Below are 26,683 nucleotides of genomic sequence, written 5' to 3' on the forward strand. Positions count from 1 at the left end.
GCTCGTAGTGTAGTACCGAAACCCAACGAGCAGGCAATGGATTGTACAAGTGGAGAGAATAGTTGAAATGCATGCATGACAATCCAGAACTAAGACAGGTTTGGGTGGAAATACAGAAAGCTGTCAAGAAAACGAAGGAATTAAGACAGGTTTGGGTGGAAATGCAGTAAAGCTGTCAAGAAAACGAAGGAATTAAGACAGGTTTGGGTGAAAATGTAGAAAAGCTGTCAAGAAAACGAAGGAATCGTGACAGGTTTGGGTGGAAATACAGAAAGCTGTCAAGAAAACGAAGGAATTAAGACAGGTTTGGGTGAAAATGCAGAAAAGCTGTCAAGAAAACGAAGGAATTAAGACAGGTTTAAGAGGAAAAGTTCAAAAGCTGTCAGAAATAGAGGCAAGTTCTGACAGGTTTGAGGTGAAGAGAGTAAAAGCTGTCAGAAGAAGAGCCAAGTTCAGACAGGTTTGAGGGAGAAGGAGCAAAAGCTGTCAGAAGTAGTTCAGCTTCTGCCCTATATTCTCAAACCACGGCAAAAAAAAGCAGCCGAACAAAATGTCCGGCTGCTGCCTTAAATACCCAATCTTACAAAGCCCAATCGCCATTGCGGAACACTGGCTCAGCTGTTCCATCTGCTGTGATGCCGTCGATGTCCATTTTATCGGAACCGATCATGAAGTCGACGTGCGTGATGCTTTCGTTCAGGCCGTTTTCAGCCAATTCTTCTGAAGACATCGTCTTGCCGCCCTCAACGCAGAATGCGTAAGCACTGCCGATAGCGAAGTGGTTTGACGCGTTTTCATCAAACAGTGTGTTGAAGAAAAGTACATTTGATTGAGAGATTGGCGAGTTGAATGGTACCAGGGCAACTTCACCAAGATAGTGTGAACCTTCATCAGTCGCCACGAGCTGTTTCAGGATTTCTTCACCTTCTTCAGCTTCAACGCCGACGATTTTTCCATTTTCGAAAGTAAGCTTGAAATTGTCGATGATGTTTCCGCCGTAGCTAAGTGGCTTTGTGCTTGAGACATAACCGTTCACGCCCGTTTTCAATGGTACTGAGAATACTTCCTCAGTCGGCATATTGGCCATGAATTCATTGCCTTGCTCGTTCACGCTGCCAGCGCCAACCCAGATATGCTTCTCAGGAAGCTCGACTGTTAGGTCAGTGCCAGGTGCTTTGTAGTGAAGCTTTTTGTAACGCTTGCCATTCAGGTAGTCAACCTTTTCATGAAGGGAAGAATCATGCTCTTTCCATGCAGCTACTGGATCTGGAGTATCCACGCGGACTGCCTTGAAAATCGCGTCCCAAAGCTTCTGCACAGCTGTTTCAGCAGTGTCATCAGGGAACACCATTTTTGCCCACCCTTCAGAAGGAGCGGCAATGACTGTCCAGCTTACTTTATCGGATTGTATGTATTTGCGATACTTTGAAAGTGCTGTTCCAGCAGCTTTCTGGAAATTCGCGATGCGTTCAGACTTCACACCCTTCAACAGGTCAGGACTTGAAGAAACGATGGACATGAATGCTGCACCGTTTTCAGCAAGCTCTTCCACTTCGCGCGCACGCCATTCAGGGTACTCAGTGAAGGCCTCATCTGGTGCAAGGTCATATTTTGTCCTGTTCACAACATCATCATTCCAGTTGACGACAACGTTTTTAGCTCCGGCTTCGTACGCCTTTTTCACAACAAGACGGACAAACTCAGCTGAATCGATCGTTGTATTGATAACAAGCGTCTGGTCCTTCTGGATGTTCACGCCAACCTTGACAGCAAGGTCTGCATATTTTTCTAAATTCGTTTGAAAATCACTCATCTATTTCGCCCCTTTTCTGAATCTTCTTTTATATTGTAACGATTTTATAGGAAAAAAGAAACTTAAGACATTCGACTTAACTAGACATACAGGGCAATCCTTATCTGTCTAAAATTGCTAGTCTATCAAACTAGCCTCATGGCCCAAGGGTAGGGTAAAATAGAGCGGTATAAAAAGGGGTATAGGAGGATTTTTTTAAAATGAAATTTGACGTAGTTTTATTGCGCTTATCAGCGATTTACGCTTTCATTGGAGCATTCCTCGGTTCTCATATGGCAGGTGCAGGGGACTATGCGATCCGCCCGGTCCATGCGCATATTCTCGTAGTCGGCTGGCTTAGCCTGTTTGCCTTCTCAAGCTACTACCGTTCATACGAGGTGCCTAAATCTTCAAAACTAGCATTATTCCATATCTGGACTGCCATCATCGGCAGCTTCGGTTTGACTTTAGGCATGTGGCTTTATAATGTGAAGCCATTCCCGCTGCCAGAAACCTTCACAATGGTGTTCTATATCGTCGGCGGCTCCACTTTGCTTCTCAGCTTCCTGCTATTTGTGTTCATGACCTTCAAATATAGCGATGCAAAGGTAAAATAATAGAGAAAAATCCATGCGGAATCGCTTTTCTGCATGGATTTTTTGTGAGTTTGAGCTTTTCAATAGTGTTTATCATCATATCATCGTACTTTCTAATCAATATATTGGCGAAAAAACAAATATATCGATCACTTTTTGCAATATATCAGCGGATTTTTAATTATATCGACCACATTTTTCTAATTTATCGACCACATTCTGAAATATATCGACCAACTTCAAATTCCCCGTTTAAACCCCGGCAGCCTTCTTACTCTCATACATCTTAAACATCACCCAGAACAGCACCGCACTCAAAACGGCGAGAATGCTAAGGATGGTGAATGTCCAGCCATACCCAATCCAAACAGTCAGCGGAATACTGATTGGGGCAATTGTCCGGCCGATCGTATATCTTAATGAAGCGGCGGCAAAATACTGGCCGCGCATTTTCTCGGGTGCCAGGTTTGAGATGAAGGTTTGCTGCAGCCCGGCAGTCATCAGTTCAGCCAATGTGAATACAGCCATCGCTGCAATTAGTCCCCAAATCCAATTTGTCGCACCGAACATCAAAATTGCCACCGCATAAATGAGCGAGGACAATACAAATACGTTTCGTTCACGGAAACGTGTCACCCATCTGGTTACAACGACAGTAAAGAGGGCAACCAGCAATCCATTCTCAGAAAGTATCAGTCCGAAAGCCTGCTCGCCATTGACGGTGAATACCTTGCTGCCGAGTTCGAACACGGTTTGATTATGCACCGTATCCTTTGTGTAAACAGGGAATAACAAATCAAGCTGCATGAATGTTTGAGCCGCTAAAATCCCTGCAATGATGAACATGAGAAAAATTTTATCCTGGACAATGACCTTGTAATCAGCAATCTGGTCTTTAAGGAAGTCATACCATTTGCCATTCTCTGCACGTGCCTGCCTGGCTGAAGCAGGCACCGTTTCGCGCGTCCATTTTGCGAGGACGAGTGCAAGAAGGATGGAAATAATCGCAACAGCAATCATCAGTTCAAACCGATATTTGACATAAAAAATCGCTCCGAGAATTGGACCGACTACAACGGCGATATTGATTTGTGTATAAAAAATCGCAAAAACACTGCTCCGGTCTTTTTCGGGAACAACGTCGGCGACCATCGCCTGGCTGGCAGGCCAATAGATCGAGCCGAACATCCCAACCAGGGTAAAGCAGATGAAACCGAGCATCGGTGAGGTGAACCATGGTGAAACGGCATATGCGAAAACAAGGAAGGCGATTCCCTGGCCAAAAGCTGAAATGACCATCATTCGCTTGCGGCCGAACCTGTCGGCCGTATAGCCTCCAAGCAGATTGGCAAACACCGAGAAGACCTGTGAAAAAATCAGCAGGAATCCAGCTTTGTCCTTACCAAAGCTTTCGGCAAAATAAATCGTCAAAAACGGGAAGAACATCCAAAATGTTATATTCATTAAAGCTTCGCCAAACAAGCGAATCTTCAAGTTTCGATCCCAATCCCTAATCCTCATGATGTTACTCCTTTTATATCGAATGACAACCAACGAATATCATACTACTCCGTAGGAATTTTTTACAAGTTAAATTGTCAAATGTATTGCAATTGAAAAAAGCGGCACAAGGGCCGCTTTAGTTTTTTCTTTAATCCTTATCCTCCATTGCTGCCTTCAGCAAGTCTCCGAGGCTGGTGCCGAAGTTCTCCTGGGACGGAGCGTATTTTTCCTTCAGCTTTCGCTCCTCACGCTTGGTTACGCCTTTTTTCTTTTTATCCTCTGCCTTTTCAACAACATTGCAGCGTCGGCACTGGAAGTAGGCGCCAGCTTTGCCGTTGTGGATCTCCATTCGCTTATGGCACTGAGGACAGCGTCTTTGTGAAAGCTTTGGATCCTTATGCTTGCGGAAGTTGCACTCAGGGCTTGAACAGACGAGAATGCGTCCTTCCTTTGTCTTGCGCTCCTTCATGAACTCACCGCATTCAGGGCATTTTGAGCCTGTCAGGTTATGGGCACGGTAAGTCTTGTCGCTCGTTTTGATTTCGGATACAAGGCGGGCTGTCTGTTCGCGAATTCGCTTCTTGAACGCCTTCGGATCCCCTTTGCCGCGGGCGATTTCTTCCAACTCTTTTTCCCATTTAGCCGTCAGCTCAGGGGAGGTCAGTTCATCGTTCACAAGGTCAATGAGCTGCTTGCCTTTTCTAGTCGGGTACAGGCGGCCGTTCTGCCTTTCAACGACCTCTGACGAAATGATCCGCTCTATGATTTCCGCACGCGTTGCCGGAGTGCCGAGCCCGAATTTCTCCATTTTTGCAAGGATATCCGATTCAGACAAACGAAGCGGCGGTTCGGTCATTTTCTTATTCAGGTTAACCTGGCCGACTGAATAACTTTTGCCTTTTTCAAGATGGCCCAAAGACTGGGTAGCTGCATCATCCTCGTCTTTTCCGAGCACCTTTTTGAAACCGGGCTCAAGAACATTCGTTTCCCGGGCTGACAGTGATTCTCCTTCGACATCGAAGTTGGCATGAATCACTTCATATTGATAAGCAGGGTAAAATAAAGCCAGGAATCGGCGGACGATCAAGTCATACAGCTTCCGTTCATCCGGTGACAAATCGGCAAGGTGAAGCCGCTCCTCTGTCGGGATGATCGCATGGTGGTCGGTTACTTTTTCATTATTAAACACCCGGCGCGCCTGGACTTTTCCTTTTAGCGCAAGGGCAGGCTTTGCTTCGTCACGGTAGCCTGACATGATTCCCTGAAGGCGGTCCGCCATTGTCGCTTCCATATCGGTCGTCAAATATCGTGAATCCGTTCGTGGATAGGTAACGAGCTTATGCTGTTCATACAATCCCTGCAGGACATTGGATGTTTTCTTGGCCGAGAAGCCGAAACGTTTATTGGCGTCACGCTGCAGTTCTGTCAGATCATAAGGCAGCGGCTGTGGTTCTGATTTTTGCTTGCGGTCCAGCGATTTCAGCACAGCTTTTTTGTTGGAAAGCTTTTTTTGAACTTGCTCTGCTTTTTCCTTTGAAAAAATACGCTTTTCGCCTTTATGCTCCCATTCTGCATTCAATGAGCCAACTTTCGCCTGGATGGTCCAGTATTCCTTCGGCACAAACTTATTGATCTCGTCCTCGCGTTCGAGGACCATCGCAAGTGTAGGGGTCTGAACACGGCCTGCAGATAAAGGATCCTTGAATTTCGTTGTCAAAGCTCTCGAAACATTCAATCCAATCAGCCAGTCAGCTTCGGCGCGGCAGACAGCTGATTCATACAGGTCTTCAAACTGCTTGCCAGGCTTAAGGTTCTTAAAACCGTCCTTGATGGCGCGGTCCGTCTGGGAGGAAATCCACAGTCGCTTGATTGGCTTTTTCCAGTTGATGCGCTGGAGAATCCATCTGGCGACGAGCTCACCTTCACGCCCAGCGTCAGTCGCGATAATAAATTCGCCGATATCCTTTCGTTCAGCCAGATGCTCAATGGCCTTGAACTGATGGCTCGTCTGCTTGATCACTTTCAGACCCATTTTATCAGGGATGATCGGCAGCTCCTCTAGCTTCCACACTTTATATTTTGGGTCGTAATTTTCGGGCATCTTAAGTTCAATCAAATGGCCGAGCGCCCATGTGACGATATATTGGTTACCTTCAAAATAACTTTTATGACTTTTATTGCAGCCAAGTACACGAGCGAGTTCACGTGCCACACTTGGTTTTTCTGCAAGTACTAATGATTTCATGATTGCTCCTTTCAAAACACAACAATTTTACGTATGCTTTACTTAGTATAAAGGAAAAAAACGTTTTTTTGTAATGGGGGAGAGCATGAGCGATTATATTAAAGAAATCCGTGAGCTGATTGGCAGCAGACCTTTCATTCTGGTTGGCTCGGCTGTGCTTGTTTTTAATAGGGAGTATGAAGTGCTGCTGCAGCTAAGGACCGATACTGGCAGGTGGGGAATTCCCGGAGGGGCGATGGAGCCTGGCGAAAGCTTCGAGGAGACGGCTCGCAGAGAATTGTTCGAGGAAACTGGACTTACTCTGAACACGCTGGAATTTTTAGAGGTGGTTGCTGGAAAAGAGTACTATTTCCAATATCCAAATGGTGATGAGATTTATAACGCGATTGCTTTGTATGCCTGTGCGGATTGGGAAGGGACTTTGAAGATGAATGATGGGGAGAGCAAGGAGCTGCGATTTTTCCCGTTAGACGGTCTGCCACCGTTAACTGAAAGGCAAGAGCTGATATTAAGCAGGCTAAATGACAGCGGGTTCCTGCCTGAATTCAGGCAAGTCAATCTTAAAGACATTTTGGAATGTGCAGAAGTTCTGGAGCTCCAGAGAAAATCCTACATAATAGAAGCAGAACTGATCGGCACAGATGAAATCCCACCGTTAAAAGAAACATTCAATCAGCTGCAGGATTGCGGCGAAACGTTTATTGGCTGTTATATCGAAGGCAGGCTTGCCGGGGCAATCTCTTTTAAAATAGAAGGGAAAGTAATCGATATCCACCGCATGATGGTTCACCCTGATTTCTTCCGCAGAGGGATAGCCGGGAAGTTGCTTTCCCAACTAGAACAGTTTGATTGTTCTCAAATTATTGTATCAACCGGGGCAGAGAACATACCTGCAGTGAAGCTGTATGAGAAGCTTGGTTTCAAGCGCCAGCATGATTCAGTAGTCGGTAACGGATTGGTGATCGCCCATTTTAAAAAAGAGAAAATATAAGGACCCGGCTGTTTGCCTGGTCCTTTTAGCATTATTCCTTAATTTTGACGGCGGTACCTGTCGCGATGCACATCATCATACCTTCCCGCAATGTTTCAAAATCGAGGTCGACGCCGATGATGGCATTCGCGCCCATGCGGCGTGCCTTATCCTCCATTTCGCGAATCGCAATTTCACGGCCTTCGGCAAGTTTGTTTTCATATGCAGAACTTCTGCCGCCAATCACATCAGTGACACTTGCGAGAAAGTCGCGCACCACATTGGCGCCCATGATTGCTTCACCGGAAACAATCCCCATATAGCTCACGACTTCTCTTCCTTGCAATGTTGAAGTAGTTGTTACGATCATATTCATATTCCTCCTCAGAAAATTTATGGCTAGTAAAAAAACTGTGTATAACAACATATACGATTTCCTTTGGAAAAAGTTTCAATAAAAAAGAACCCGGCAGTTATTAGCCGAGTCCTGGAAACATTATGCCTCGTCTTCCTCTACGCGATTCTTGAACGCTTCCTGGACTACGAGGAATTCCTCATCTTCCTGGGCTTCTGTTTCAGGTCGCTTTGCTTTCAGTGCACCTGAAGGCAGGTCTCCGGGATGGCCCTTTTTCTTGTGGTTGAATTCTTTGCCTCTGCTCATTTATGAATCCTCCTTTCTTGTCCCAAGTAGTTTTTCCTGATGGGACCTGAAATATAAAAAATCTGTTGCATATGATTGTATAGATACAAATTTTCAGAAAGAAAGGGCGGCTTAAATGGACGAAAAATTGTACGCTCAAGATTTGGTGAAGTGCCCGACTGTATTTTGTGCAAATCGTGATGACCAGGCTCCGCTTTTTACAGCAGATGCCTTGATTAATGGGGACATTAGGAAAATTAACCTTGAGGATTATCGGGGAAAGTGGGTCATTTTATTTTTTTACCCAAGCGATTTCACCTTTGTCTGACCGACAGAACTGGCGGCGGTCGCCGCTGTTTACCCTTATATCCAGGCGCTGGGGGCTGAATTGCTGGCTATCAGCACAGATAGTGTCTACTCTCACAAGGTGTTTAAGGAGACCTCTCCATCTTTGAAGAATGTAACGTATCCAATGGTAAGCGACAGGACACAGGTCATCAGCCGTGCCTACCGGGTTCTGGATGAAACAACAGGGGCCTGCTTCAGAACATCGGTTTTCATTGATCCAGGAGGCATCATCAGGGCAAAGCTTACTTATCCTGGGAATGTTGGCCGAAATCTTCCTGAGCATGTAAGGATGCTGCAGGCTTTCGAATATGCCAAGCAAACAGGCAAAGGTGTGCCGGCGAACTGGGTGCCCGGCCAGCAAGGAGTCAGTACGGACCCATCCAATATAGGGAATATTTAAGGAAGCAGGTCCTGTTAAAAAGGGCCTGTTTTTTTGTTCAGCTCCAGCTTTAGTCGTAGGCGTTTCCGCTTTATTTTTTGTCTGTGACCAGCATCACAATCCGTGGATAAAAATGTCACAAATTCTCTACAAAAATCTTCGATATCACTCACAAAGTTTTTTTACAATAGAATTGAGATTATGTTAAGAATTTCACAAACGAAATCAATTAGGAGGAACCGTAGATGGATGAGGTCCTGATATTAAGCCGGATCCAGTTTGCTGTCACTGTTTTTTATCATTTTTTATTTGTTCCATTGACCATTGGTTTAGTCATTCTCGTTGCCATCATGGAGACAAAGTATGCCCGCACCCTTGATGTGACCTATAAGCGGATGGCAGATTATTGGGGAAAACTGTTCGCGATCAACTTTGTGCTTGGCGTGATTACAGGTATTACGATGGAATTCCAATTTGGCACGAACTGGTCTGAATACTCGAAGTACATGGGAGATATTTTCGGATCGCCGCTTGCGATTGAAGCTCTGGTCGCCTTTTTCCTTGAATCGACCTTTATGGGCATCTGGCTGTTCGGCAAGGATAAGTTTTCACCAAAGCTGCGGGCATTTTCGATCTGGATGGTCGCTCTCGGAACGAATATATCCGCTCTGTGGATTATTACCGCCAACGGATTCATGCAAAACCCGGTCGGATATATCCTGAAAAATGGCCGAGTGGAATTGAATAGCTTCTGGGAGCTCGTCACCAATCCTTATGCCTGGTATATGTTCATACATACTGTTGTTAGTGCCTACATTGTCGGAGCGTTCTTCATGATGGCCATCAGTGCTTACCATCTGTTAAGGAAGAATGAAACGGCGTTCTATAAAAAATCATTCAAGTACGGATTGGCCATGGCTCTGTTTTCGGCCACGCTGACACCTTTCATCGGGCACCAGTCAGGTGTATTCGCGGCGAAAATGCAGCCGGCAAAAGGTGCAGCGATGGAGGCAGTCTGGGAAACACAAAAGGACATGCCATTTCACCTGATCCAGATTCCGGACCAGGAAAACGAACGCAATGCTTTTGAGGCAATCAGCATACCGAAATTGGGAAGCTTCTTTTATACAAACTCCTTTGAAGGGGAAGTCACTGGTTTGAATGATATCCCTAAAGATGAACGGCCGAATGTGGAATTGGTCTTTTACGCGTTCAGAGTCATGGTCGCGCTCGGAGTCTTCTTTCTTGCAGTATCCTGGTACGGCTTGTACCTTTACCGGAAAAATAAACTGGAGAACTCACCAAGATATTTGAAGCTGGTCCTTTATTCTGTGCTGCTCCCTTACCTGGCGATCAATGCCGGCTGGATGGTGGCTGAGGCGGGAAGACAGCCATGGGTTGTATATGGATTGATGAAAACTTCGGAGGGGGTTTCGCCTATCGCTATGTCCCAGGTGGTGTTTTCTTTGGCAGCTCTGGTCACTTTCTATACGGTGCTGCTGATTGCTGATGTCTATTTAATCATCAAATATGCGAAAAAGGGTCCTGAATCTGAGGTTAAATATGGTCTCGAAGGAGGCATAAAGCATGTCTCATGATACACTTGCAATCATTTGGTTCGGTTTGTGGGGATTGATCTGGACGGTTTATTTCATCCTCGATGGATATACTCTTGGCACTGGAATGCTGTTTCCGTTCATTGCGAAAAACCGCCAGGAGCGCAACCAGCTCCAGGAGGCGGTCGGACCGTTCTGGGGAGGGAATGAGGTTTGGCTCATCACTGCAGGTGGAGCGACATTCGCAGCTTTTCCAGCAGTTTATGCCGATATGTTCAGCTTCTTGTATACACCATTGTTCCTGGTTCTGATTGCTTTGTTCATTCGGGCAATCGGACTTGAATTCATGCATAAGGACGACAATCCGCTATGGCAGGCAGCGTGTAAATGGGGTTTCTTCACTGGCAGCTTTTTGATCGCTTTCTTATTTGGGGTCACCTTCGCCAATCTGTACCGCGGTCTGCTGATCGGCGCTAATGGCTATGAAGGCAATTTGTTCAGCCTGTTGAATGGCTATGGCATTTTAGGTGGATTACTGTTTGTGTCATTATTCCTGCTGTCAGGATCTTTATGGATTCAGCTGAAGACTGCAGGGCAAACCGCCGTTCGGGCTTACAGAATTTCAAGGATTCTAGCTGGCGTGGCCCCGGCCATGCTATCGCTGTTCTTTTTGGCGACTGTGAATAGGACGCCATTGCTTGATAATTACTCGCAGCAACCGGTCCTTTGGATTGTGCCGATGCTCTCACTGGCTGCGATGCTTGCGACAGTGTACTTTATTTTCAAAAAGAAAATCGGTTATGCCTTTACCGCGGTCTGCGTGACGATTTTTACGAAAATGGCATTCGGGTTTGCTGGAATGTTCCCGAACATGCTGCCTTCAAGCATAGACAGCGCCTATAGCGTCACACTTTTTGAGGCAGCAGGCAGCAAGCTCAACCTGACCATCATGTTCGTCGTTGCCGTCATCTTCGTTCCGATCATCATTGCTTATCAGTCCTGGAGCTACACACTTTTCAAGGACAAAATAGTAAAAGAAAGCGCAAAGGGATATCAATGACCAGAAAGGCGTCTGGATGGCCAGACGCCTTTTGTGTGGCGGGAGCGTTTAAAAATCGCTAATAATTGAGGCTTAATAGACATTTCAGGTGAGGACTGAGCACCAAAATGTCTAATAAAAGGGGTTTAAAAGACATTTCAGTCAAGGACCCGCACCAAAATGTCTAATAAAAGGGGTTTAATAGACATTTCAGTCAAGGACCCGCACCAAAATGTCTAATAAAAGGGGTTTAATAGACATTTCAAGCAAGGACCGGAGTCAAAATGTCTAATAAAAGGGGTTTAATGGACATTTCAAGCAAGGACCGGAGTCAAAATGTCTAATAAAAGGGGTTTAATGGACATTTCAAATAAGTACCGGCACCAAAATGTCTAATAAAAGGGGTTTAATAGACATTTCAAGCAAGGACCGGAGTCAAAATGTCTAAAAAAAGGTTTAATAAACATCTCCAATCAGCAGCAGCACCGAAATGTCTATGAGCAAGCTCCCCCGGAGTAATCAATAGAGACCCACCAGCACTCTGGTAGGTCTCATAATACAAATCAATATTCTGTGGTTCTTGGTTTGAGCTTGGTTTTTGCAGTTGATTTTTCCTTGTTTATCTTGACGGCATTTTCTTTCAATAGATATTCAGCATAGGATTTGTTCCATTTTTTGATAGCCAGATAGGATAGGAAAGCTGTAATTCCGAGTATACCAGCGATGACTGGCCAAAATGCCGATGATACATAACCTCCAGCATATGCTAGCCCGATTGGCGAGAAGACGACGTAGATGATGGCTACAAGTGCCAGCAGGACAATGGATACTGGCAGGGAGTATTTCCATGGGACCATGTAGACTGCCGCCTCAGAACGGAATGTATATGGGTTGGCTGTAGGTCTCCACATTCCGATGGCGATCATGATCACTACTTCAACGACGAACAAGATGGCGTAAATGTGGATAAAATGGATCGGTACAGTAAAGTCGAACAGATGCTGTGTGCCCCAAACGAGCATATAATAAGTGATAACGTGGAAGATAATCACGAATTTGGCTGCAAGCGCAGGTACTCGTTTTGTAAAAATCCCGACGAGCAGGATGACGATGATGGGAATATTGAAAAATCCTGTGAATCTTCTGATCAAGTCCCATAAGCCTTCAGGAGCATTCATCAGCAGTGGTGCAATACACAGGGACACTACTGCGAGGAGAGTGCCGGCGATTTTGCTGATTGAAATCAGCTTCTGATCATCTGCTCCAGGGTTGAAGCGTGCTTTATAAATATCAAGCGCGAACATTGTTGCTGCGCTGTTCAATAATGAGTTGAATGAGCTCAAGACGGCGCCAAGCAGGACGGCCAGGAAGAAGCCTGACATCCACGTCGGCAATACATCGGCTATCAATGCAGGATAGGCCAAATCTACAGATTTCAGTCCATCTCCATACATATGGAAGGCGATGACTCCAGGAATCATCATTGTCAATGGTACTAATAATTTATAAAATCCTGAGATCAAAACGCCTTTTTGCCCTTCAGCAAGGTTCTTCGCACCGAGTGTACGCTGGATCACATACTGGTTTGAAGCCCAGTAGAATAAGTTAGCGAAAATCATTCCGGTAAAAATGGTGCCGAATGGCACGGAATCTTGCTTTGTTCCAATCGAATTCATTTTTTCAGGGTTTGTGGTTGCGATTTGTTTCATTCCATCGCCGATACTTCCATCACCAAGGGCAATCAGGCCCAGGATGGGAACAAGCAGTCCAATGATGATCAAGCCAATCCCGTTCAATGTATCAGAAATCGCAACAGCCTTCAGTCCGCCGAAAATTGCATAGATCGCTCCAATGATTCCGATGAGCCAAATGACAATCCAAACGGAAGCCACATAGGAAATCCCGAACAGCTCAGGAAAATTGAAGAGCTGCAATACAGCAAGCGCTCCGGAATACAGCATGGAAGGCGCGGTAACGAGAATATATCCAAGCATGAATAGAAGAACGGTGTATTGTCTGACACCTTCATCATATCGCTTGCTCAAGAATTCAGGAAGCGTTGTAAAATTGCCGCGCAGATACTTCGGAAGCAGATAAATCGCCATGATGATGATGGCAAAAGCGGCTGTAACTTCCCATGCCATATTCGATAAGTTGGTGCGATAGGCTTGTCCATTCAAGCCGACAAGCTGCTCTGCCGATAGGTTGGTAAGCAGCAGTGAGCCGGCAATGAAGCCGCCTGTCAGTCCGCGTCCTGCCAAGAAATAACCTGCAGAATCACTGACTTCACCCTTTGTTTTTACATACGAATACCATGCGACCAGCCCCATGAAGAAGGCGGCTGAAATAAGCGTGAATCCTATACCCCCTAAAACCATTGTATGACACCCCTTGTTGTGTAATTATTTTTACATACTAAATAACCAGCTTGCTAACTCTCTAAACCTTTAACGTGATAAAATCACTTTTTCCAAATATTAAAATTAGAAAATACTGGATTAAAGTAATATAATGATAGTATAAATACTAATAATGAACTGGAGTGGTTCAGATGGATTTTTCAATGGTGGTGTCTGAGGATCGGATTAAAAAAGCCTATAGGGAAGGGGAGTTTGAAAATTTGCCTGGCTACGGGAAGCCTTTGAATCTGGAAGATCTGTCAGCCGTGCCAGAAGAACTGAGAATGGCCTACAAAATGCTGAAAAATGCCGGCTTCTCTCCTGAAGAGCAGAGGCTCAGGCAGGAAGTGATGTCCATCGAGGACCTGATCCGCACTTGTGAAAATCCAGAAGAAAAAAACAGACTGAACCAGGAACTTAGCCAGAAGCTTCTAAGATACAATAAAATCATGTCCAGCCGGGGAGCGAAAACAAACTCCTCGCTATTTAAGAATTACGAACGGAAAATTGAAAAGAAGCTGCTATAAAGGAAAGGGCCAGGCGGAGAAATCCGCCTGGCCCTTTTTATGGAATGAATCTGGCGTTTATGCGCCTAATGTTTTAATCTTTTCTGCCGCAGCTGCAGTCTGGCTGACATAGGCAGCAATTGTCTGGTTATCGTCGTTCAATGTTTCGATCGTGGCGTTCATTTCCTCGAGGCCTGCTGTTGCCTGTTCGATAATGGCTGCAAGCTCACGTGTGGAGGCTTCGACATCGCCTGTCTGATTTTTAACATCACTGACCGTCAATTCGAATTGGCCGAATTGATTGGTCAGCTCACGCAATGTACTGCTTACTTCTGTGAAGAATCCGGAAACCTCCTCAACAGCGGAACGGCTTTCGGTTAGTTTTTCACTGCTGTCGTTCATTTTTTCCAGAGCAGCTGAGTTCGTTTCATTTACAGAAGTAAGGTTCTCGGTAATCTGGATGGCTGTTTCTTTCGTCATTTCCGCGAGTTTGCGGATTTCGTTGGCAACAACAGAGAACCCTTTGCCAGCTTCGCCAGCCCGTGCCGCTTCAATCGAAGCGTTCAAAGCGAGCAGGTTCGTTTGCTCGGTGATGTTCCTGATATTGACGATGAAGCCATTCGTTTCTTCTATTTTTTTCGTCAGCATGGAGAATGTCTGGCTCAATTCGGAAATGGAAGAAGCAAGATCCTTCATGTCGCCCTGAAGCTCGGCTATTTTCAATGAGCCGCTTTCGGACGCCTTGGCTGCCTGCAAAGTATTATCTGAGAGCAGGACGGACATATCGGACATTTCATCCATTCTCTGCTTTGTCAGTTCTGCATTTTCGGAAATTTGGTTGATCTGTTCCGTCTGCACCTGGCTTCCGGCAGAAATTTCATTAACAGCGATTTTCATTTCCGTTTGTGAAGAAAGATGGGTCTGGATTTGGTTATTGATTTTGCCAAGGCTTTCAGTAACGACTAGAAGTTCACCATGGAGCAAAGCGCTGTGCTGTTCTTTACGGACTTTTTCATTTTCTGAATCCGCCAGGAAGGTCTCGAGCGATTTAAATGCAGCTTTGTTCAAACGGATCAAGACGAACAGCACTGCTCCGATTAAGATGTAGCAAAGTACAATTGCCGTGAATGTACTACTTAAAAAGTCCTGGTTTTCTGTCGCCAGCATGGTGTTCATAATAACGGCAACAAGGCCCAGGCTGTACCCGGTAACAAAGATTTTTATATCAAAATGGATGGCTGAAAAAACGGCCAGGAACAGCAGGACGAGCAAGAAGGCTCCGTTGCCTCCATACAATCCGATATAAAAGAAGTGATGGATGAAAATAGCAGCAAAAGCGGCATAAGGGAATATGGACTCCTTCTTAAGCCATAGCTGGAAAATCAGGAAAAACAGGATGAAGAATGTTAATTCACTTACATAAACCATTGTTTTATAGAATGGTTCATTTCCAATAATTGTATAGGCAGCTGTCGCAATCAAGGATACCGAATAAGTGCTGAGCATTAAGATGTTCTTCTTTCTTGTATCCTGCTTGCGGAGATTTTGAATAGCCTCCACGAAATAGCCTCCTTAGATTGTCTTTTAATTGTTGCTTATATTATATCGGCATAGAAAAACTGAATTTTTATTGTTTAGGAAAATTTATTTTTCGTGCCCATCACTTAAGATTTTTAAAAATATGTCGAAATAAAAAGAGATATTATGACAGTTAACATTTGAGACAGGAATAGAAGTATAGCAGACAGGGGAGTCGTACATGGATAAGTCGTCGATCATTGGTGTCATATTAGCGATCATTGCGGTAGGAGTAGGAATGGTTTTCAAAGGTGTAAGCCCGAGTGCCCTTGCCAATCCTGCAGCGATCTTGATTATATTGGTGGGTACGGTTGCGGCGGTGACAATTGCCTTTCCCGCAAAAGAGCTGAAGAAAGTCCCGAAACTTTTTAAAATTTTATTCAAGGAGCAGGAAAGCGCTGATTTGCCCTCGCTGATCCGCCTGTTTTCTGAATGGGCCCAGCTAGCCCGTAAAGAGGGTTTGCTTGCTCTTGAAGCGAAAACTAGTGAGATTGATGATGAGTTCCTCAAGAATGGATTATCATTGGCTGTTGATGGCCAGAGCGCTGACTACATCAGGGATGTTTTAACAGAAGAAGTGGAAGCGATGGAGGAACGCCACCTTTCTGGAGCGGCCATCTTCACACAGGCTGGCACATATGCTCCGACACTTGGTGTTCTTGGAGCGGTAGTTGGCTTGATTGCGGCGCTAAGCCATATGGATAATACAGAAGAGTTAGGAAAAGCAATCAGTGCGGCATTCGTTGCGACCTTGCTGGGTATTTTTACGGGTTATGTTTTATGGCATCCATTTGCTAATAAATTGAAGCGAAAGTCGAAGCAGGAAGCTCAGGTTAAATACATGATGATTGAAGGGATCCTTTCCATTCTTGAAGGGGAAGCACCAAGAGTGATCGAGCAAAAGCTTGCTTCTTATTTGCCGGCTGGCGAACGGAAGCTGATCCTTGAGGAAAGCGGCGTGGCGACGGATGAGTAGGAGAAGGAAGAAGAAGCACCACGATGAGCATATGGATGAGTCCTGGCTGATTCCGTATGCGGACCTGCTCACCCTCCTTCTGGCACTTTTCATCGTGTTGTTTGCGATGAGTTCGGTCGATGCTGTCAAATTCCAGCAACTTTCAAAAGCGTTCAATGATGTTTTTGCCGGCGGGACCGGGGTGTTCGAGTTCCAGAGCCCTATGCCTGAAGGCCAAATGGAATCGCCTGATGAACGCAAGGAAGATGTTGAAAAGAATGACGAGGAAAAGGCCGATATGGCAAAAGATCAGATGGAGCTTCTCGCGATCCAGCAGAAGGTCAACTCCTATATAGAAGACAAAAAGCTGACTGATAAACTGGATACGAAGTTGACCGATGAGGGGCTGCTGCTGACAATCCGCGACAATGTCCTGTTTGAATCGGGACGGGCGGAGGTCCGTACTACCGATATCAACATTGCCAACGAAATCGCTGACTTGCTGGTCATGGAGCCTCCAAGGAATATCATCATCAGCGGACACACCGATAATGTGCCAATCAGGACTGCAAGATATGAATCGAACTGGGAACTGAGCGTCATGAGGGCCGTCGAATTCATGAAGATCATCTTGAAAAATGAACAGCTTGACCCGCGCTGGTTCAGCGCAAAAGGATTCGGTGAATTCCAGCCAGTCGCCACGAACGACACAGCAGAAGGCAAGGCAAGGAACCGCCGGGTAGAAATTCTGATTCTTCCGCGGACAAGCAATAATCCGGGACAATAAAACGAAGGACCGCTGCCATGAGATAGGCAGCGGTTTATTTATTTTTAAAAGGGTATTTTCATAATTTTGGATATTTGCTATGATTTAATAATCTAAAATTATGAGGTAAACCAAATGAATAAACTTAAAAACTATTACCGGCAGTTCCATCCGATTGTATGGGTGCTGCTGAGCGGAACTGTTCTTGCAAGGGGTTCAGCATTCGCGACGCTTCCTTTCCTGGCCATTTACCTATCCAGGAATCTTGACTTGCACCCTGTATTGATCGGATTGACGATTGGGATCAGCCCATTATCAGGAGTGGTCGGCGGTTTCCTCGGCGGCCATTTATCTGACCGATTGGGACGCAAACCAGTCATGATTGGTTCATTGTTTTCGATGTCGCTCGTCTATTTTGGCTTTATGATTGCAGAGACACCGGGCTGGTTCATTATTCTTAATGCATTGAATGGTTTGAGCGGGTCATTTTTCGAACCGACCGGCCAGGCGCTGATTGCCGACCTGACGGAAAAAAGCAAGCGGATGAGGGCATTTTCTCTGAGATATACCGCGATCAATATCGGAGCTTCGGTCGGACCGTTGCTGGGCGCCTATCTCGCAGTGGTTTCAGCCAAATCGGCTTTCATGGTGACAGGGATCATGTATTTCATTTATGTACTGATTCTGGCACTGATGATGAAAAAATACGACCTGGGTAATCAGGTAGTTGGAGGGGCCAGTAAAGTAACGATTGCCAGCTCCCTTAAGATCATTGGCAAAGATAAAGCATTAAGGTATTTGATATTAGGAACCATCATCATTAATTTTGGATACTCCCAAATGGAGTCGAATGTTCCGCAATATCTTGAGTCTTCGATTGCAAATGGAGTATTCGTATATTCTGTGATGCTGTCCATCAATGCAGTCATGGTCGTCCTGTTGCAGATGCCGATCAGCCACTTTGCAGAAAGATTCCAAACGATGCAGGTGATGATGGCAGGAGCAGTCTTCCTATCAGCGGGCATGCTGACATTCGGGTTTGTAACAGGTTGGTACACTGGCATACTGGCCATTGTCTTTATTACAGTAGGGGAAATTCTCATCTTCCCATCAAGCAGCTATCTCGTCGACCAGCTCGCAACAGATGAGCTTCGCGGAACCTATTTCGGAGCCGCGCAGTTCCGGAAAATTGGCCACTTTATCGGTCCGATTGCCGGAGGTTATTTATTGAATGAAGCAGGTGGAACCGTGTTATTCTCGTTCATCGCTTTGGCAGTGCTCGGAAGTATCTTGTTCTTCATTCAGGGAAACAAAATATTTGTAAAAACAGCAGCAACAGTCGTGAAGGGATGATAAAAAAGCAAGATTCCACGTGGAATCTTGCTTCAGACTGTAGACAAACTCGATGAAAATCCTGTTTGTTTACAGTCTTTTTTTGGATGGTGCTCGAATGGGGCTGTTGATTTCCGTTCCAGGCGCTTCGCTTTCCGCGGGGCCGGCGGTGAGCCTCCTCGTCGCCGTTGGCGCCTGCGGGGTCTCACCTGTCCGTCTGATTCCGCAGGAGTCTACGCGCCTTCCACTCCAATCAACAGAATTCATCAACTTAGTGTGGAACTAACCATAAGTCTCTTTTAAAATAGATATATATAACGCTTGAGGTGATAAATATGCTTTCGAAAAATAATCCAATCCAACGAGATCAATTAGAAATGGTTGCTTTAGACCAACTGGTTCCTCAGGAACATTTAGTCCGCAAGATGGAAGCAGCCCTTGATTTTACTTTCATCTATGAATTGGTGAAGGATGTGTATTCGGAAGTAGGGCGCCCAAGCATTGACCCTGTGATTTTAATTAAACTTACCTTCATTCAATATACCTTTGGCATCCGTTCCATGCGCCAGACCATTGCCGAAGTAGAAACGAATATGGCCTACCGCTGGTTTTTAGGTTATGGATTCCATGATAAAGTGCCCCACTTCTCCACCTTCGGGAAGAATTACGAACGCCGTTTTAAAGATACCGATTTGTTTGAACAGATCTTCTATCGAATTCTTAAGACCGCAGCTGATAAGAAACTTATTAGTGCTGAACATGTCTTTATTGATTCAACCCATGTAAAAGCAAGTGCGAATAAGCATAAATTCGAGAAGAAAGTGGTGCGTAAGGAAACACGAGCGTATCAGGAGAAACTCCAGGAAGAAATCAATTTGGATCGGGAAGACCATGGGAAGAAGCCATTTCCTCCTGATAAATTTGATAAGGAAGAGTCAAAGGAAATCAAGGAAAGCACGACCGATCCGGAGAGTGGATACTACGTCAAAGACGAGCGCACAAAACAGTTTGCCTACTCCTTTCATGCGGCATCAGACCGTAACGGATTTGTCCTGGGGACAATTGTTACACCTGGTAACACGCATGACAGCCTGATTCTTGAGCCACTGGTAGAACAAGTGATAGAGAAAGTCGGAAAGCCCAAAGCCGTTGCGGCCGACGCAGCCTATAAAACTCCAGCTATTACGAAGTTCCTGATGGAAAACGAAATGACTCCGGCTTTGCCTTATACACGACCGCGAACGAAGGACGGATTCTTCCGTAAATATGACTATGTATATGACGAATTCTACGACTGTTATTTGTGTCCTGCCGGTGAGATCCTGAAGTATTCGACCACCACAAAAGAGGGGTATCGTGAATATAAATCCCCAAAACACATCTGTGCAACCTGCCCGTTTTTAGCGCAATGTACAGAAAGCAAGGATCATCAAAAGGTGGTAACTCGCCATATCTGGCAGGAGTATGTGGAAGAAACGGACCACTTGAGGCACAAGCAGGAAGTAAAAGAAATCTATGCGAAGCGTAAGGAAACCATAGAGCGCGTATTCGCAGATGCAAAAGAAAAGCATGGCATGCGTTGGACAACCCTAAGGGGGCTTAAAAAATTGTCGATGCAGGCGATGCTTACTTTCGCTGCCTTGAACTTGAAGAAGATGGCCAACTGGACTTGGAGAAGTCCAGTAATGGCCTAAAAGTATAGCGAAGAGAGTCTATTTTCTTTAAAACATCCGACGAAATCCAAAAGGGGGTTCGGAATGAGACCATTCCGAACCCCTTTTGTCGACAAACTGAAGCAAGATTCCACGTGGAATCTTGCTTTTTTTGTGCAGGCTAGCTCGCATATTTTAGATTAATGCATACGTAGAAAGAAGTTTTTAGCGAAAAGGGTAGTTTACAATAGCGAAAAAGAAATTTTACATACCGAAAAAAATTTTTTATAGCGACTTTTTCATTTATATAGCGACTTATGTAATTATATAGCAACTTTTTAAATATTATAGCGACTTTTTCTTTTATATAGCGATTTTCATTTTATATAGCGAAATGGTAATTGTATGTCATAATCCCCATCTTTATGGCAAAAAAAGAAAGCCGCAATCATTACTCGGCTTCCTGTTCCGTTGTATCAGGCTGACACATTTTATCGATGCCGTAACCGATGACGAGCATCATCGCGATTGGAATGGAGAAGTTTAATAGATGAACAATGGTCATGTCCAAGTCCTCCCTTAACCTTATTAAGGTTTGCATATTAATAACATTATATTGGATTTGTCACAAAATAGACACAATTACTTTTGATTATTCTGAAAACTTCACAAGTTAACGAGTTATCCCCTACTTTCACAGTAAATCACATTAGTAACTTCAATGTTTTCCAACAAATATTTCAAGGTTTCCTCACATTTTTTTGCTAAATTTTAAAAAGAAACTATTGCCGGGAGGAGGCAGCTTTATGTGGAGGCTGAAAAAGCCGCTTGCCATCATTTTCTTTTTGCTTCTATTATTCATCCCTATGAATACCTTTGCTGAGGAGTTCAAAGTGGAGCGCGGCCAATCAATCCAGAGAGCTGTAGAAGGTGCCAGAAATGGGGATACCATCCTTGTCGCTCCAGGAGTATATAAAGAAAGTCTGATGATCAATAAGGAAATCTATATAAAAGGAGAAAAGGGGACCATCATTGATGGGGGTGGAAATGGGAATGTCATCATGGTGACAGCTTCAAATGTGGTTATTGAAGGACTCACCATCCAGAATAGCGGCTCTGGTCAGGAGGACAGCGGAATCTATATTAAAAAAGCTCACCGAAATGTAATCCAGAACAATACTTTAAAAGATGTCCAGAATGGAATTTATATAGCGAACAGCAATGAAAATCAGATACTAGGAAACAGCATTACAAGCAATGAATCTCATTTTTCCAAGCGTGGGAACGGCATCCATATGTTCAAGGGTGACGGCCATTTGCTGAAAGAAAATGAGATTGTGAATGTCCAGGATGGTATATATTTTGATTTTACGAAAGGCATCAAGGTGCTTGATAACCACGTCAGCGAATCACGCTATGGCATGCACTTTATGTTCAGTGAAGAAATCCTCGCGGAAAGGAACCATGTCGAAAAAAATGTGACAGGGCTCATGGTGATGGATTCTGCCGGCATTGATTTTATTGAAAACAAGGTGACGGACCAGTTTCATTTCCGGGGTTACGGTATCTTGATTTATGAAACAAAAGACGTACTCGTGGAGGGGAATGAAATTCTTCGGAACAGCACCGGACTCTCCCTGGAATATGGGGCCGATACTCAAGTCAACAGGAATCAGATTGCCGCAAATCAAGTTGGCCTGGAATTCATGGGCAAGAATGAAAATAATACGTTTACCGAAAATAATTTTATCGGAAATGTCGTCCCGTCCAAGATTTCAGGGGAGGATATGAGGCTTGATGATGGTGTGAAGGGTAATTATTGGGATGATTACAGCAGTTTTGACCTTTCAGGTGATGGTGTGGGAGAGGAAGCATACAAGGCAGGTTCCCTGTACGATCGCCTGTTGCGCAAGCAGCCGTACTGGCAATTCTTTTTTGAAAGTCCTTCAATCAAGCTGTGGACAAAGGCAGAAGCATTGTTTCCTTCTTTTGGGACAGCAGATGTGTATGATGCCCGCCCGCTAGTAGAACCAGTAGCCATGCTTCAGGAAGCACAACATCACAGCAAGGATCGGATGGTGCCTGGTTTAATAGGCATACTGTTCATTTTGTTATCGATATTTGTCATTGTGAAAGGAAGGAAACTGTCATGATTAATAAGACTGGAGCTTTATTGCTAATGTCGGCCGCGTTGATATCGGGCTGCCAAAACAGCACGATGGAACCAGAGGAAATCAACCCGGAAATTGATGTGTGTGAGGTGTGCAATATGGGTCTTGCCCATGAGCACTTTGCTACCGAGGTCGTCACTGCTGATGGGGAAGTTTATAAATTTGATGATATAGGATGTATGGATGAATTTGTGGAAATGGAGGCACATCTTAAGGAAGAAAATGCCGCAAAACAATACGTCCGTGATGTGGACACAGGAGAATGGGTCGAGCTTGAAAAAGCCTTCCATGCGTACCATCCTGATTTCTGGACGCCAATGGCAAATGGTGTTGTCAGTTTCAAGGACAAAGAGAGTGCGGAGAAGTACGTAAAAGACCAGGGAATGGGAGAAGTACTGGATTATGAGTCATTAAAGAAACATGAGTGGAGCTGGGAGCAATGAGGCACATCGCCAGGCAGCAAATGACCTTAATGATGAGAAGCCATTGGCTTGCAGGTTTTGGATTATTGTTCTCATCCCTGGCTGTGATGGTTGCGTTCCTTGGAAACACTGGCGGAACTGGATTTGACGGTTTTAACAGGATGACAGCCAGCTTGCTGAATATCAACTTGTTGCTGATTCCCTTGCTGTCATTGTTGATCGGCAGCTTATTCCTGTCAGGCGAAAAGGAAGACCGCGGGCTAATGCTGCTGCTGACCTATCCGATTTCCCCGTGGGCCATCATCCTTGGGAAGTATGCAGGATTATTTATTGCCGTCTGGTCCGTTTTGACATTTGGGTATGGCTCAGCCTTGCTCGTCATTTTCTTCGTCGGCGGAGGAGTCTCAGTTTCCTTGTTGATATTATTTTATCTATATTCGATCTTGCTAGCGGCAATCTTTCTGTCGCTGGCAATGATGATTGGCATAATCGCCAAAACACGATTCCAAGCACTGGGAATAAGCCTGATTGTCTGGGCTTTCCTTGTGCTTTTCTATGAATTTATCATTATGGGATTAAGCATGTTCCTGATGAAGCAGTGGCTGCTGCCAATGCTGACTGTGTCTATCTTTCTGAATCCGGTAGAGTTGATCAGAGTCCAGTCAATCTTGTCACTTGATGGAGCTTCTGTATTTGGACCGCGATTATATGACTTGACCATCTGGGCAGATGGATTGGCCGGGAAAATGATGTTTGTACTTGCCGTTTTGCTCTGGACGGTACTGCCTGTCCTCTTCACAGTGTACAGGATGAAACGGGGGGTTAGTGATGAATAGCAGCGAATGGATCAGAATAGAAGGACTGGCAAAACATTATAGTGAGACGAAAAAAATCACTGACATTCACTTCACCATCAACAAGCCTGAAATCTTTGCGCTTTGCGGCGGAAATGGCGCGGGTAAGAGTACGTTGATCAAGATGCTGACAGGGATGATGAAACCGACTGCTGGCAAGATCTTGATGGACGGAAAGGTCATTGACCCGCAAAACCAGGGATTCAAAAAGCTATTTTCCTATATGCCGGATGAAATGCTCTTTCCTCGCCAGCTGACAGGTTTGGAAGCCTTGACTTTTTTTGCGAGATTAAGAGGAATAAGTGGTGAGAAAGTCGTAGAAACACTGCAACAGGTTGGATTATTCGATGTGAAAAACATGCAAATCAAACAATACTCTAAAGGAATGCAGCAACGTCTTTCACTGGCACAGGCGCTGTTGCCGGATGTTCCTCTGCGTATCCTCGATGAGCCAACCAATGGTCTTGATCCATTGTGGGTATACCGCTTCAAGGAAATTGTCCAGGAAGAGAAAAAGCAGGGCAGGACAATTTTCTTTACTACCCATATCCTCAGTCTCGTCGAGGAATTGGCAGACAGGGCTGCGTTCATGCAGGAAGGGCAGCTGCAGTATTGTGATTCAGTAGAATCACTTGTACAAAAAAATGGAATCTATACACCTCTTGAAAAAGTGTTCTTTCATTAGTTCATGAATATGAAAAAAAATCCCGGTGCTGATGTCTGCACCGGGATTTTTTTTTGTCATTAATAGATGCTGTATACTTAATGGCCGCTATCCTCTTCGCTGTCGCCATGCATTTCACTTTCGCCATCCATATCGCTATCCTTTTCCATGCTATCGCTGTTCTTATCCATGCTATCATTGTTCATCTTCATTTTTTTCATGTAGCGTTCTTTTGAGACTTGGTCGATTTGCTCCCATGTTGCCATTGCTGGATTCTTGTCGTTGTTTTCTGAAATGAATTTTTCGGCGCTTTCATTCTCCTTGAAGAAAGCATAGCCGTATTTCATAGGTGTTTTAATATCTGCTTTTACAGGAATTGCGGAATCGGCATCGATCCATTCAGATGTAATATAATCACGTACCCAAGTTTCTTCAAATTCCACATCATCACGACGTGTGATATTCAATAAACATCCGGAGTCGTCAAAGAATACATATTCTCCGTCTTTCGTTTTAGCCTGAGCTGTGAATACTCCCATTGGATCAGCTTCGTCGTATACCTTCATATTGCAGAAAGCACAAACATCATTGGCACCAGGTTCATGAGGTCCATCTCCATGATCGTGATCATTTTCCTCATGCTTCATCTCTGTTGCGGCAGTCTCCTGTCCGTCTTTCTGCTCATTTTCTGCTGCTTCATCTCCGCAAGCAGAAACAATTATCATTAAAAAGAATGCTATCATGACAGCAAATAATTTCTTCATTTTATTCTCCTCCTTTGATCGATTTCAATCCTATCAAGGAGTTGTGATTAAAATGCGAAAAATCAGTGGGGAAATCGTGAGAAGTAGTTTGTTTTTATGAATATTTTGTGACAGGTTTCCAGCATCGTTTATAGGATGCCAGGTTACAGTGCATGGGGGACTGACTATGTATTTTGTCGGCCCAAAAAGAAGATTAAGCAGTAATGAACGTGAAATATATGGTCTAAAGAGCGATTTAAAATTGTACTTTAGTATATATGCTTATTGTTTATCCTGTTTATTCCTGCTTGTAAACTTCATGAAATCCAAATAATAAGCAAAGTCTTCTTTGCTTATTCCGTTTTTTATAGCTTCATCAACGAGTCCAGCCCATTCCTCATCAACAGGCTTCATGAAAGCATTCGTATTATTTTGTCCCATCAAATACTCCACAGTTGTATCCAGATTGTCTGCCAGCCTGGAAAGCACCTGAAGAGAGGGATTTTCCTGGATTCCCCTTTCGATGTAGCTGAGATAGGATTTAGAAACCTTCGCTTTTTCAGAGAGCTCGCTAATAGAATACTTTTTTTCAAGCCGTAAGCTTTTAATTTTCTCGCCAACCTTCATATAGGGATCTCCTTTGAATTCATCTATTAATTCATTATAACGAACAAAAAGGTTCTTTTAAAAATACAAGAAACTAAGATAAACAGAGCATTTTCTTAAAAAAGAACGATTTTTGTTCTTTTTTAAGAAAATTCGCCATATTTTAGACTTTTTCAGAATTGGTACAAATGAACTATACTTCAATGGAATAAGGCAGTAAGCCACTTTAAGAAGGAGGCAGGATGTCTGTGTATAGAAAAAATTGTGATCGATGCAATCGTCCGTCGTTTAGCAGCAGTGAGGCAGGAGAATGGCTCTGCCCGATTTGCGGAAATGATTTAACCCGATATCCATTCTTTAATGCTATCAGTCTTGAAAAAGTGGCCATTATGTCGGACTGGAAAAAGCAAAAGTATAAGAAAATGGCCAACTCTTGAGTTTATGGGGGTGAATAAATAAAAAGAGTTCAACAATTAGAGATATTATTTGACAAAATATCTCACCAAAATGGTTGTAATTTTCAGAAAAATACTCTTTCTAACTATGATTTTGTAATTGTTTGGAAGAAAAAAGAAAAAAACCTTCTGATGCGGCCGACAAATACTTACATGTTAAATATATAGAACAAGGTACAATGACATTGGGACTTAAAAGTGAGTAAAAAGATACAGAAAAAGGCAAACTTGTTGAAAAACTAGGACGCAAAGTCACGGGTCTAAGGTGCAATTGACTATGATGGCCGGACTGCCTGGAATACTAATTGTATTTTGGGGGGAAGAACTTGATTAAAGAGCAGGTAGTTTTTGAAGAATTGGATACAGAATGGATGCAGCTTTTAATGGAAGCATTGGAAATGGGAATCAACAAAGAAGAAATCAGGGAATTTTTAACGAAGACAAAAAATAGCTAGGAATCCATACATAGACAATAGAAGTGCGATCGGGCAGCTCTTATGGAGGTGCTTTTT

Annotated in this window: 26 protein-coding genes, 1 pseudogene and 1 riboswitch; of the genes and pseudogenes, 18 read left to right on the forward strand and 9 right to left on the reverse strand. The window is 44.3% G+C overall.

Going from position 1 to position 26,683, the window contains the following annotated elements:
• Positions 1 to 259: 259 nt before the first annotated feature.
• Positions 260 to 466 carry a lipocalin/fatty acid-binding family protein gene (locus RH061_RS04025; protein ID WP_311074124.1) on the forward strand — a complete coding sequence of 69 codons (207 nt, stop codon included), beginning with the start codon at positions 260 to 262 and terminating at the stop codon, positions 464 to 466.
• Positions 467 to 580: 114 nt separating this feature from the next.
• Here the strand turns inward: RH061_RS04025 and RH061_RS04030 are convergent, their stop codons facing one another.
• The gene (locus tag RH061_RS04030; RefSeq protein ID WP_311074125.1) at positions 581 to 1,813 is read right to left on the reverse strand and encodes an aminopeptidase; all 1,233 of its coding nucleotides are present in this window, start codon (positions 1,811 to 1,813) and stop codon (positions 581 to 583) included.
• A 200-nt stretch (positions 1,814 to 2,013) separates the two neighbouring features.
• Here RH061_RS04030 and RH061_RS04035 point away from each other — a divergent pair, with 200 nt between their 5' ends.
• Entirely contained in the window at positions 2,014 to 2,409 is a 396-nt protein-coding gene (locus RH061_RS04035; RefSeq protein ID WP_311074127.1) for a hypothetical protein, read from the forward strand.
• A 231-nt stretch (positions 2,410 to 2,640) separates the two neighbouring features.
• On the opposite strand, the gene RH061_RS04040 is transcribed toward RH061_RS04035, so the two are convergent.
• Both RH061_RS04040 and RH061_RS04045 read right to left on the reverse strand, forming a co-directional pair.
• A complete protein-coding gene (locus RH061_RS04040) occupies positions 2,641 to 3,909 on the reverse strand; it encodes an MDR family MFS transporter (RefSeq protein ID WP_311074129.1) in 1,269 nt (422 codons plus the stop codon).
• A gap of 130 nt (positions 3,910 to 4,039) precedes the next feature.
• Positions 4,040 to 6,136 carry a DNA topoisomerase III gene (locus RH061_RS04045; protein WP_311074130.1) on the reverse strand — a complete coding sequence of 699 codons (2,097 nt, stop codon included), beginning with the start codon at positions 6,134 to 6,136 and terminating at the stop codon, positions 4,040 to 4,042.
• Between the two features lie 85 nt (positions 6,137 to 6,221).
• Here RH061_RS04045 and RH061_RS04050 point away from each other — a divergent pair.
• Both RH061_RS04050 and RH061_RS04055 read left to right on the forward strand, forming a co-directional pair.
• Positions 6,222 to 6,653 (forward strand): annotated as a pseudogene (locus RH061_RS04050) (NUDIX hydrolase); the annotation flags it as partial.
• A 54-nt stretch (positions 6,654 to 6,707) separates the two neighbouring features.
• A complete protein-coding gene (locus tag RH061_RS04055) occupies positions 6,708 to 7,127 on the forward strand; it encodes a GNAT family N-acetyltransferase (RefSeq protein WP_311076260.1) in 420 nt (139 codons plus the stop codon).
• A gap of 31 nt (positions 7,128 to 7,158) precedes the next feature.
• On the opposite strand, the gene RH061_RS04060 is transcribed toward RH061_RS04055, so the two are convergent.
• On the reverse strand, positions 7,159 to 7,476 hold the full coding sequence (locus tag RH061_RS04060) for a YbjQ family protein (RefSeq protein ID WP_311074131.1): 318 nt from the start codon (positions 7,474 to 7,476) through the stop codon (positions 7,159 to 7,161).
• 126 nt (positions 7,477 to 7,602) lie between these two features.
• A complete protein-coding gene (locus RH061_RS04065; RefSeq protein ID WP_311074132.1) occupies positions 7,603 to 7,767 on the reverse strand; it encodes a hypothetical protein in 165 nt (54 codons plus the stop codon).
• A gap of 115 nt (positions 7,768 to 7,882) precedes the next feature.
• Between RH061_RS04065 and RH061_RS04070 the strand changes: the two genes are divergently transcribed.
• The 3 genes from RH061_RS04070 to cydB all read left to right on the forward strand — a co-directional run bounded on the left by RH061_RS04070 (position 7,883) and on the right by cydB (position 11,089).
• Positions 7,883 to 8,494 (forward strand): peroxiredoxin, encoded by a 612-nt coding sequence (locus tag RH061_RS04070; protein WP_311074134.1) that lies wholly within the window; start codon positions 7,883 to 7,885, stop codon positions 8,492 to 8,494.
• Between the two features lie 224 nt (positions 8,495 to 8,718).
• A complete protein-coding gene (locus RH061_RS04075; RefSeq protein WP_311074137.1) occupies positions 8,719 to 10,071 on the forward strand; it encodes a cytochrome ubiquinol oxidase subunit I in 1,353 nt (450 codons plus the stop codon).
• Positions 10,061 to 11,089, forward strand: a complete 1,029-nt coding sequence (cydB, locus tag RH061_RS04080) for a cytochrome d ubiquinol oxidase subunit II (protein WP_311074139.1) — start codon at positions 10,061 to 10,063, stop codon at positions 11,087 to 11,089. Before RH061_RS04075 ends, cydB begins: the two co-directional genes overlap by 11 nt.
• A 542-nt stretch (positions 11,090 to 11,631) precedes the next feature.
• On the opposite strand, the gene RH061_RS04085 is transcribed toward cydB, so the two are convergent.
• The gene (locus RH061_RS04085; RefSeq protein ID WP_311074141.1) at positions 11,632 to 13,446 is read right to left on the reverse strand and encodes a solute:sodium symporter family transporter; all 1,815 of its coding nucleotides are present in this window, start codon (positions 13,444 to 13,446) and stop codon (positions 11,632 to 11,634) included.
• Positions 13,447 to 13,619: 173 nt separating this feature from the next.
• Between RH061_RS04085 and RH061_RS04090 the strand changes: the two genes are divergently transcribed.
• Positions 13,620 to 13,994 carry a DnaJ family domain-containing protein gene (locus RH061_RS04090; protein ID WP_311074143.1) on the forward strand — a complete coding sequence of 125 codons (375 nt, stop codon included), beginning with the start codon at positions 13,620 to 13,622 and terminating at the stop codon, positions 13,992 to 13,994.
• A 57-nt stretch (positions 13,995 to 14,051) separates the two neighbouring features.
• Here the strand turns inward: RH061_RS04090 and RH061_RS04095 are convergent, their stop codons facing one another.
• Complete coding sequence (locus RH061_RS04095) at positions 14,052 to 15,533, reverse strand: methyl-accepting chemotaxis protein (RefSeq protein ID WP_311074145.1); 1,482 nt, start codon at positions 15,531 to 15,533, stop codon at positions 14,052 to 14,054.
• Between the two features lie 199 nt (positions 15,534 to 15,732).
• Between RH061_RS04095 and motA the strand changes: the two genes are divergently transcribed.
• The 8 genes from motA (at position 15,733) to RH061_RS04135 (ending at position 24,388) form a co-directional block, all read left to right on the forward strand.
• A complete protein-coding gene (gene motA, locus RH061_RS04100; RefSeq protein WP_311074146.1) occupies positions 15,733 to 16,527 on the forward strand; it encodes a flagellar motor stator protein MotA in 795 nt (264 codons plus the stop codon).
• Entirely contained in the window at positions 16,520 to 17,293 is a 774-nt protein-coding gene (gene motB, locus RH061_RS04105) for a flagellar motor protein MotB (protein ID WP_311074148.1), read from the forward strand. Before motA ends, motB begins: the two co-directional genes overlap by 8 nt.
• A 114-nt stretch (positions 17,294 to 17,407) precedes the next feature.
• On the forward strand, positions 17,408 to 18,625 hold the full coding sequence (locus RH061_RS04110; RefSeq protein WP_311074149.1) for an MDR family MFS transporter: 1,218 nt from the start codon (positions 17,408 to 17,410) through the stop codon (positions 18,623 to 18,625).
• A 314-nt stretch (positions 18,626 to 18,939) separates the two neighbouring features.
• On the forward strand, positions 18,940 to 20,298 hold the full coding sequence (locus tag RH061_RS04115) for an IS1182 family transposase (RefSeq protein ID WP_311072532.1): 1,359 nt from the start codon (positions 18,940 to 18,942) through the stop codon (positions 20,296 to 20,298).
• Between the two features lie 764 nt (positions 20,299 to 21,062).
• On the forward strand, positions 21,063 to 22,409 hold the full coding sequence (gene nosD / locus RH061_RS04120) for a nitrous oxide reductase family maturation protein NosD (protein WP_311074150.1): 1,347 nt from the start codon (positions 21,063 to 21,065) through the stop codon (positions 22,407 to 22,409).
• Positions 22,406 to 22,870 carry a nitrous oxide reductase accessory protein NosL gene (locus tag RH061_RS04125; RefSeq protein WP_311074151.1) on the forward strand — a complete coding sequence of 155 codons (465 nt, stop codon included), beginning with the start codon at positions 22,406 to 22,408 and terminating at the stop codon, positions 22,868 to 22,870. Before nosD ends, RH061_RS04125 begins: the two co-directional genes overlap by 4 nt.
• A complete protein-coding gene (locus tag RH061_RS04130) occupies positions 22,867 to 23,685 on the forward strand; it encodes an ABC transporter permease (protein ID WP_311074153.1) in 819 nt (272 codons plus the stop codon). Before RH061_RS04125 ends, RH061_RS04130 begins: the two co-directional genes overlap by 4 nt.
• On the forward strand, positions 23,678 to 24,388 hold the full coding sequence (locus RH061_RS04135; protein ID WP_311074155.1) for an ABC transporter ATP-binding protein: 711 nt from the start codon (positions 23,678 to 23,680) through the stop codon (positions 24,386 to 24,388). The genes RH061_RS04130 and RH061_RS04135 overlap by 8 nt, the downstream gene beginning before the upstream one ends.
• Positions 24,389 to 24,465: 77 nt before the next feature.
• Here the strand turns inward: RH061_RS04135 and RH061_RS04140 are convergent, their stop codons facing one another.
• Both RH061_RS04140 and RH061_RS04145 read right to left on the reverse strand, forming a co-directional pair.
• A complete protein-coding gene (locus tag RH061_RS04140) occupies positions 24,466 to 25,131 on the reverse strand; it encodes a nitrous oxide reductase accessory protein NosL (protein WP_311074157.1) in 666 nt (221 codons plus the stop codon).
• A gap of 261 nt (positions 25,132 to 25,392) precedes the next feature.
• Positions 25,393 to 25,737 carry a helix-turn-helix domain-containing protein gene (locus tag RH061_RS04145; RefSeq protein ID WP_311074159.1) on the reverse strand — a complete coding sequence of 115 codons (345 nt, stop codon included), beginning with the start codon at positions 25,735 to 25,737 and terminating at the stop codon, positions 25,393 to 25,395.
• A 221-nt stretch (positions 25,738 to 25,958) separates the two neighbouring features.
• On the opposite strand from RH061_RS04145, the gene RH061_RS04150 reads away from it, so the two are divergent.
• On the forward strand, positions 25,959 to 26,153 hold the full coding sequence (locus RH061_RS04150; protein WP_311074161.1) for a hypothetical protein: 195 nt from the start codon (positions 25,959 to 25,961) through the stop codon (positions 26,151 to 26,153).
• Positions 26,154 to 26,382: 229 nt separating this feature from the next.
• Positions 26,383 to 26,468: riboswitch (cyclic di-GMP riboswitch) on the forward strand.
• A gap of 29 nt (positions 26,469 to 26,497) precedes the next feature.
• Complete coding sequence (locus RH061_RS04155) at positions 26,498 to 26,626, forward strand: anti-repressor SinI family protein (protein ID WP_311074163.1); 129 nt, start codon at positions 26,498 to 26,500, stop codon at positions 26,624 to 26,626.
• Positions 26,627 to 26,683: the final 57 nt, after the last annotated feature.

The organism is Mesobacillus jeotgali, from assembly GCF_031759225.1.
Taxonomy (GTDB): domain Bacteria; phylum Bacillota; class Bacilli; order Bacillales; family Cytobacillaceae; genus Mesobacillus; species Mesobacillus jeotgali_B.

What these genes read in the sequence shown, in the direction of transcription:
- RH061_RS04030 (WP_311074125.1), bottom strand. Translation starts at nt 1,813, where the DNA reads ATGAGTGATTTTCAAACGAATTTAGAAAAATATGCAGACCTTGCTGTC.
- RH061_RS04035 (WP_311074127.1), top strand. Translation starts at nt 2,014, where the DNA reads ATGAAATTTGACGTAGTTTTATTGCGCTTATCAGCGATTTACGCTTTC.
- RH061_RS04040 (WP_311074129.1), bottom strand. Translation starts at nt 3,909, where the DNA reads ATGAGGATTAGGGATTGGGATCGAAACTTGAAGATTCGCTTGTTTGGC.
- RH061_RS04045 (WP_311074130.1), bottom strand. Translation starts at nt 6,136, where the DNA reads ATGAAATCATTAGTACTTGCAGAAAAACCAAGTGTGGCACGTGAACTC.
- RH061_RS04060 (WP_311074131.1), bottom strand. Translation starts at nt 7,476, where the DNA reads ATGATCGTAACAACTACTTCAACATTGCAAGGAAGAGAAGTCGTGAGC.
- RH061_RS04065 (WP_311074132.1), bottom strand. Translation starts at nt 7,767, where the DNA reads ATGAGCAGAGGCAAAGAATTCAACCACAAGAAAAAGGGCCATCCCGGA.
- RH061_RS04075 (WP_311074137.1), top strand. Translation starts at nt 8,719, where the DNA reads ATGGATGAGGTCCTGATATTAAGCCGGATCCAGTTTGCTGTCACTGTT.
- cydB (WP_311074139.1), top strand. Translation starts at nt 10,061, where the DNA reads ATGTCTCATGATACACTTGCAATCATTTGGTTCGGTTTGTGGGGATTG.
- RH061_RS04085 (WP_311074141.1), bottom strand. Translation starts at nt 13,446, where the DNA reads ATGGTTTTAGGGGGTATAGGATTCACGCTTATTTCAGCCGCCTTCTTC.
- RH061_RS04090 (WP_311074143.1), top strand. Translation starts at nt 13,620, where the DNA reads ATGGATTTTTCAATGGTGGTGTCTGAGGATCGGATTAAAAAAGCCTAT.
- motA (WP_311074146.1), top strand. Translation starts at nt 15,733, where the DNA reads ATGGATAAGTCGTCGATCATTGGTGTCATATTAGCGATCATTGCGGTA.
- motB (WP_311074148.1), top strand. Translation starts at nt 16,520, where the DNA reads ATGAGTAGGAGAAGGAAGAAGAAGCACCACGATGAGCATATGGATGAG.
- RH061_RS04110 (WP_311074149.1), top strand. Translation starts at nt 17,408, where the DNA reads ATGAATAAACTTAAAAACTATTACCGGCAGTTCCATCCGATTGTATGG.
- RH061_RS04115 (WP_311072532.1), top strand. Translation starts at nt 18,940, where the DNA reads ATGCTTTCGAAAAATAATCCAATCCAACGAGATCAATTAGAAATGGTT.
- nosD (WP_311074150.1), top strand. Translation starts at nt 21,063, where the DNA reads ATGTGGAGGCTGAAAAAGCCGCTTGCCATCATTTTCTTTTTGCTTCTA.
- RH061_RS04125 (WP_311074151.1), top strand. Translation starts at nt 22,406, where the DNA reads ATGATTAATAAGACTGGAGCTTTATTGCTAATGTCGGCCGCGTTGATA.
- RH061_RS04130 (WP_311074153.1), top strand. Translation starts at nt 22,867, where the DNA reads ATGAGGCACATCGCCAGGCAGCAAATGACCTTAATGATGAGAAGCCAT.
- RH061_RS04135 (WP_311074155.1), top strand. Translation starts at nt 23,678, where the DNA reads ATGAATAGCAGCGAATGGATCAGAATAGAAGGACTGGCAAAACATTAT.
- RH061_RS04140 (WP_311074157.1), bottom strand. Translation starts at nt 25,131, where the DNA reads ATGAAGAAATTATTTGCTGTCATGATAGCATTCTTTTTAATGATAATT.
- RH061_RS04145 (WP_311074159.1), bottom strand. Translation starts at nt 25,737, where the DNA reads ATGAAGGTTGGCGAGAAAATTAAAAGCTTACGGCTTGAAAAAAAGTAT.
- RH061_RS04150 (WP_311074161.1), top strand. Translation starts at nt 25,959, where the DNA reads ATGTCTGTGTATAGAAAAAATTGTGATCGATGCAATCGTCCGTCGTTT.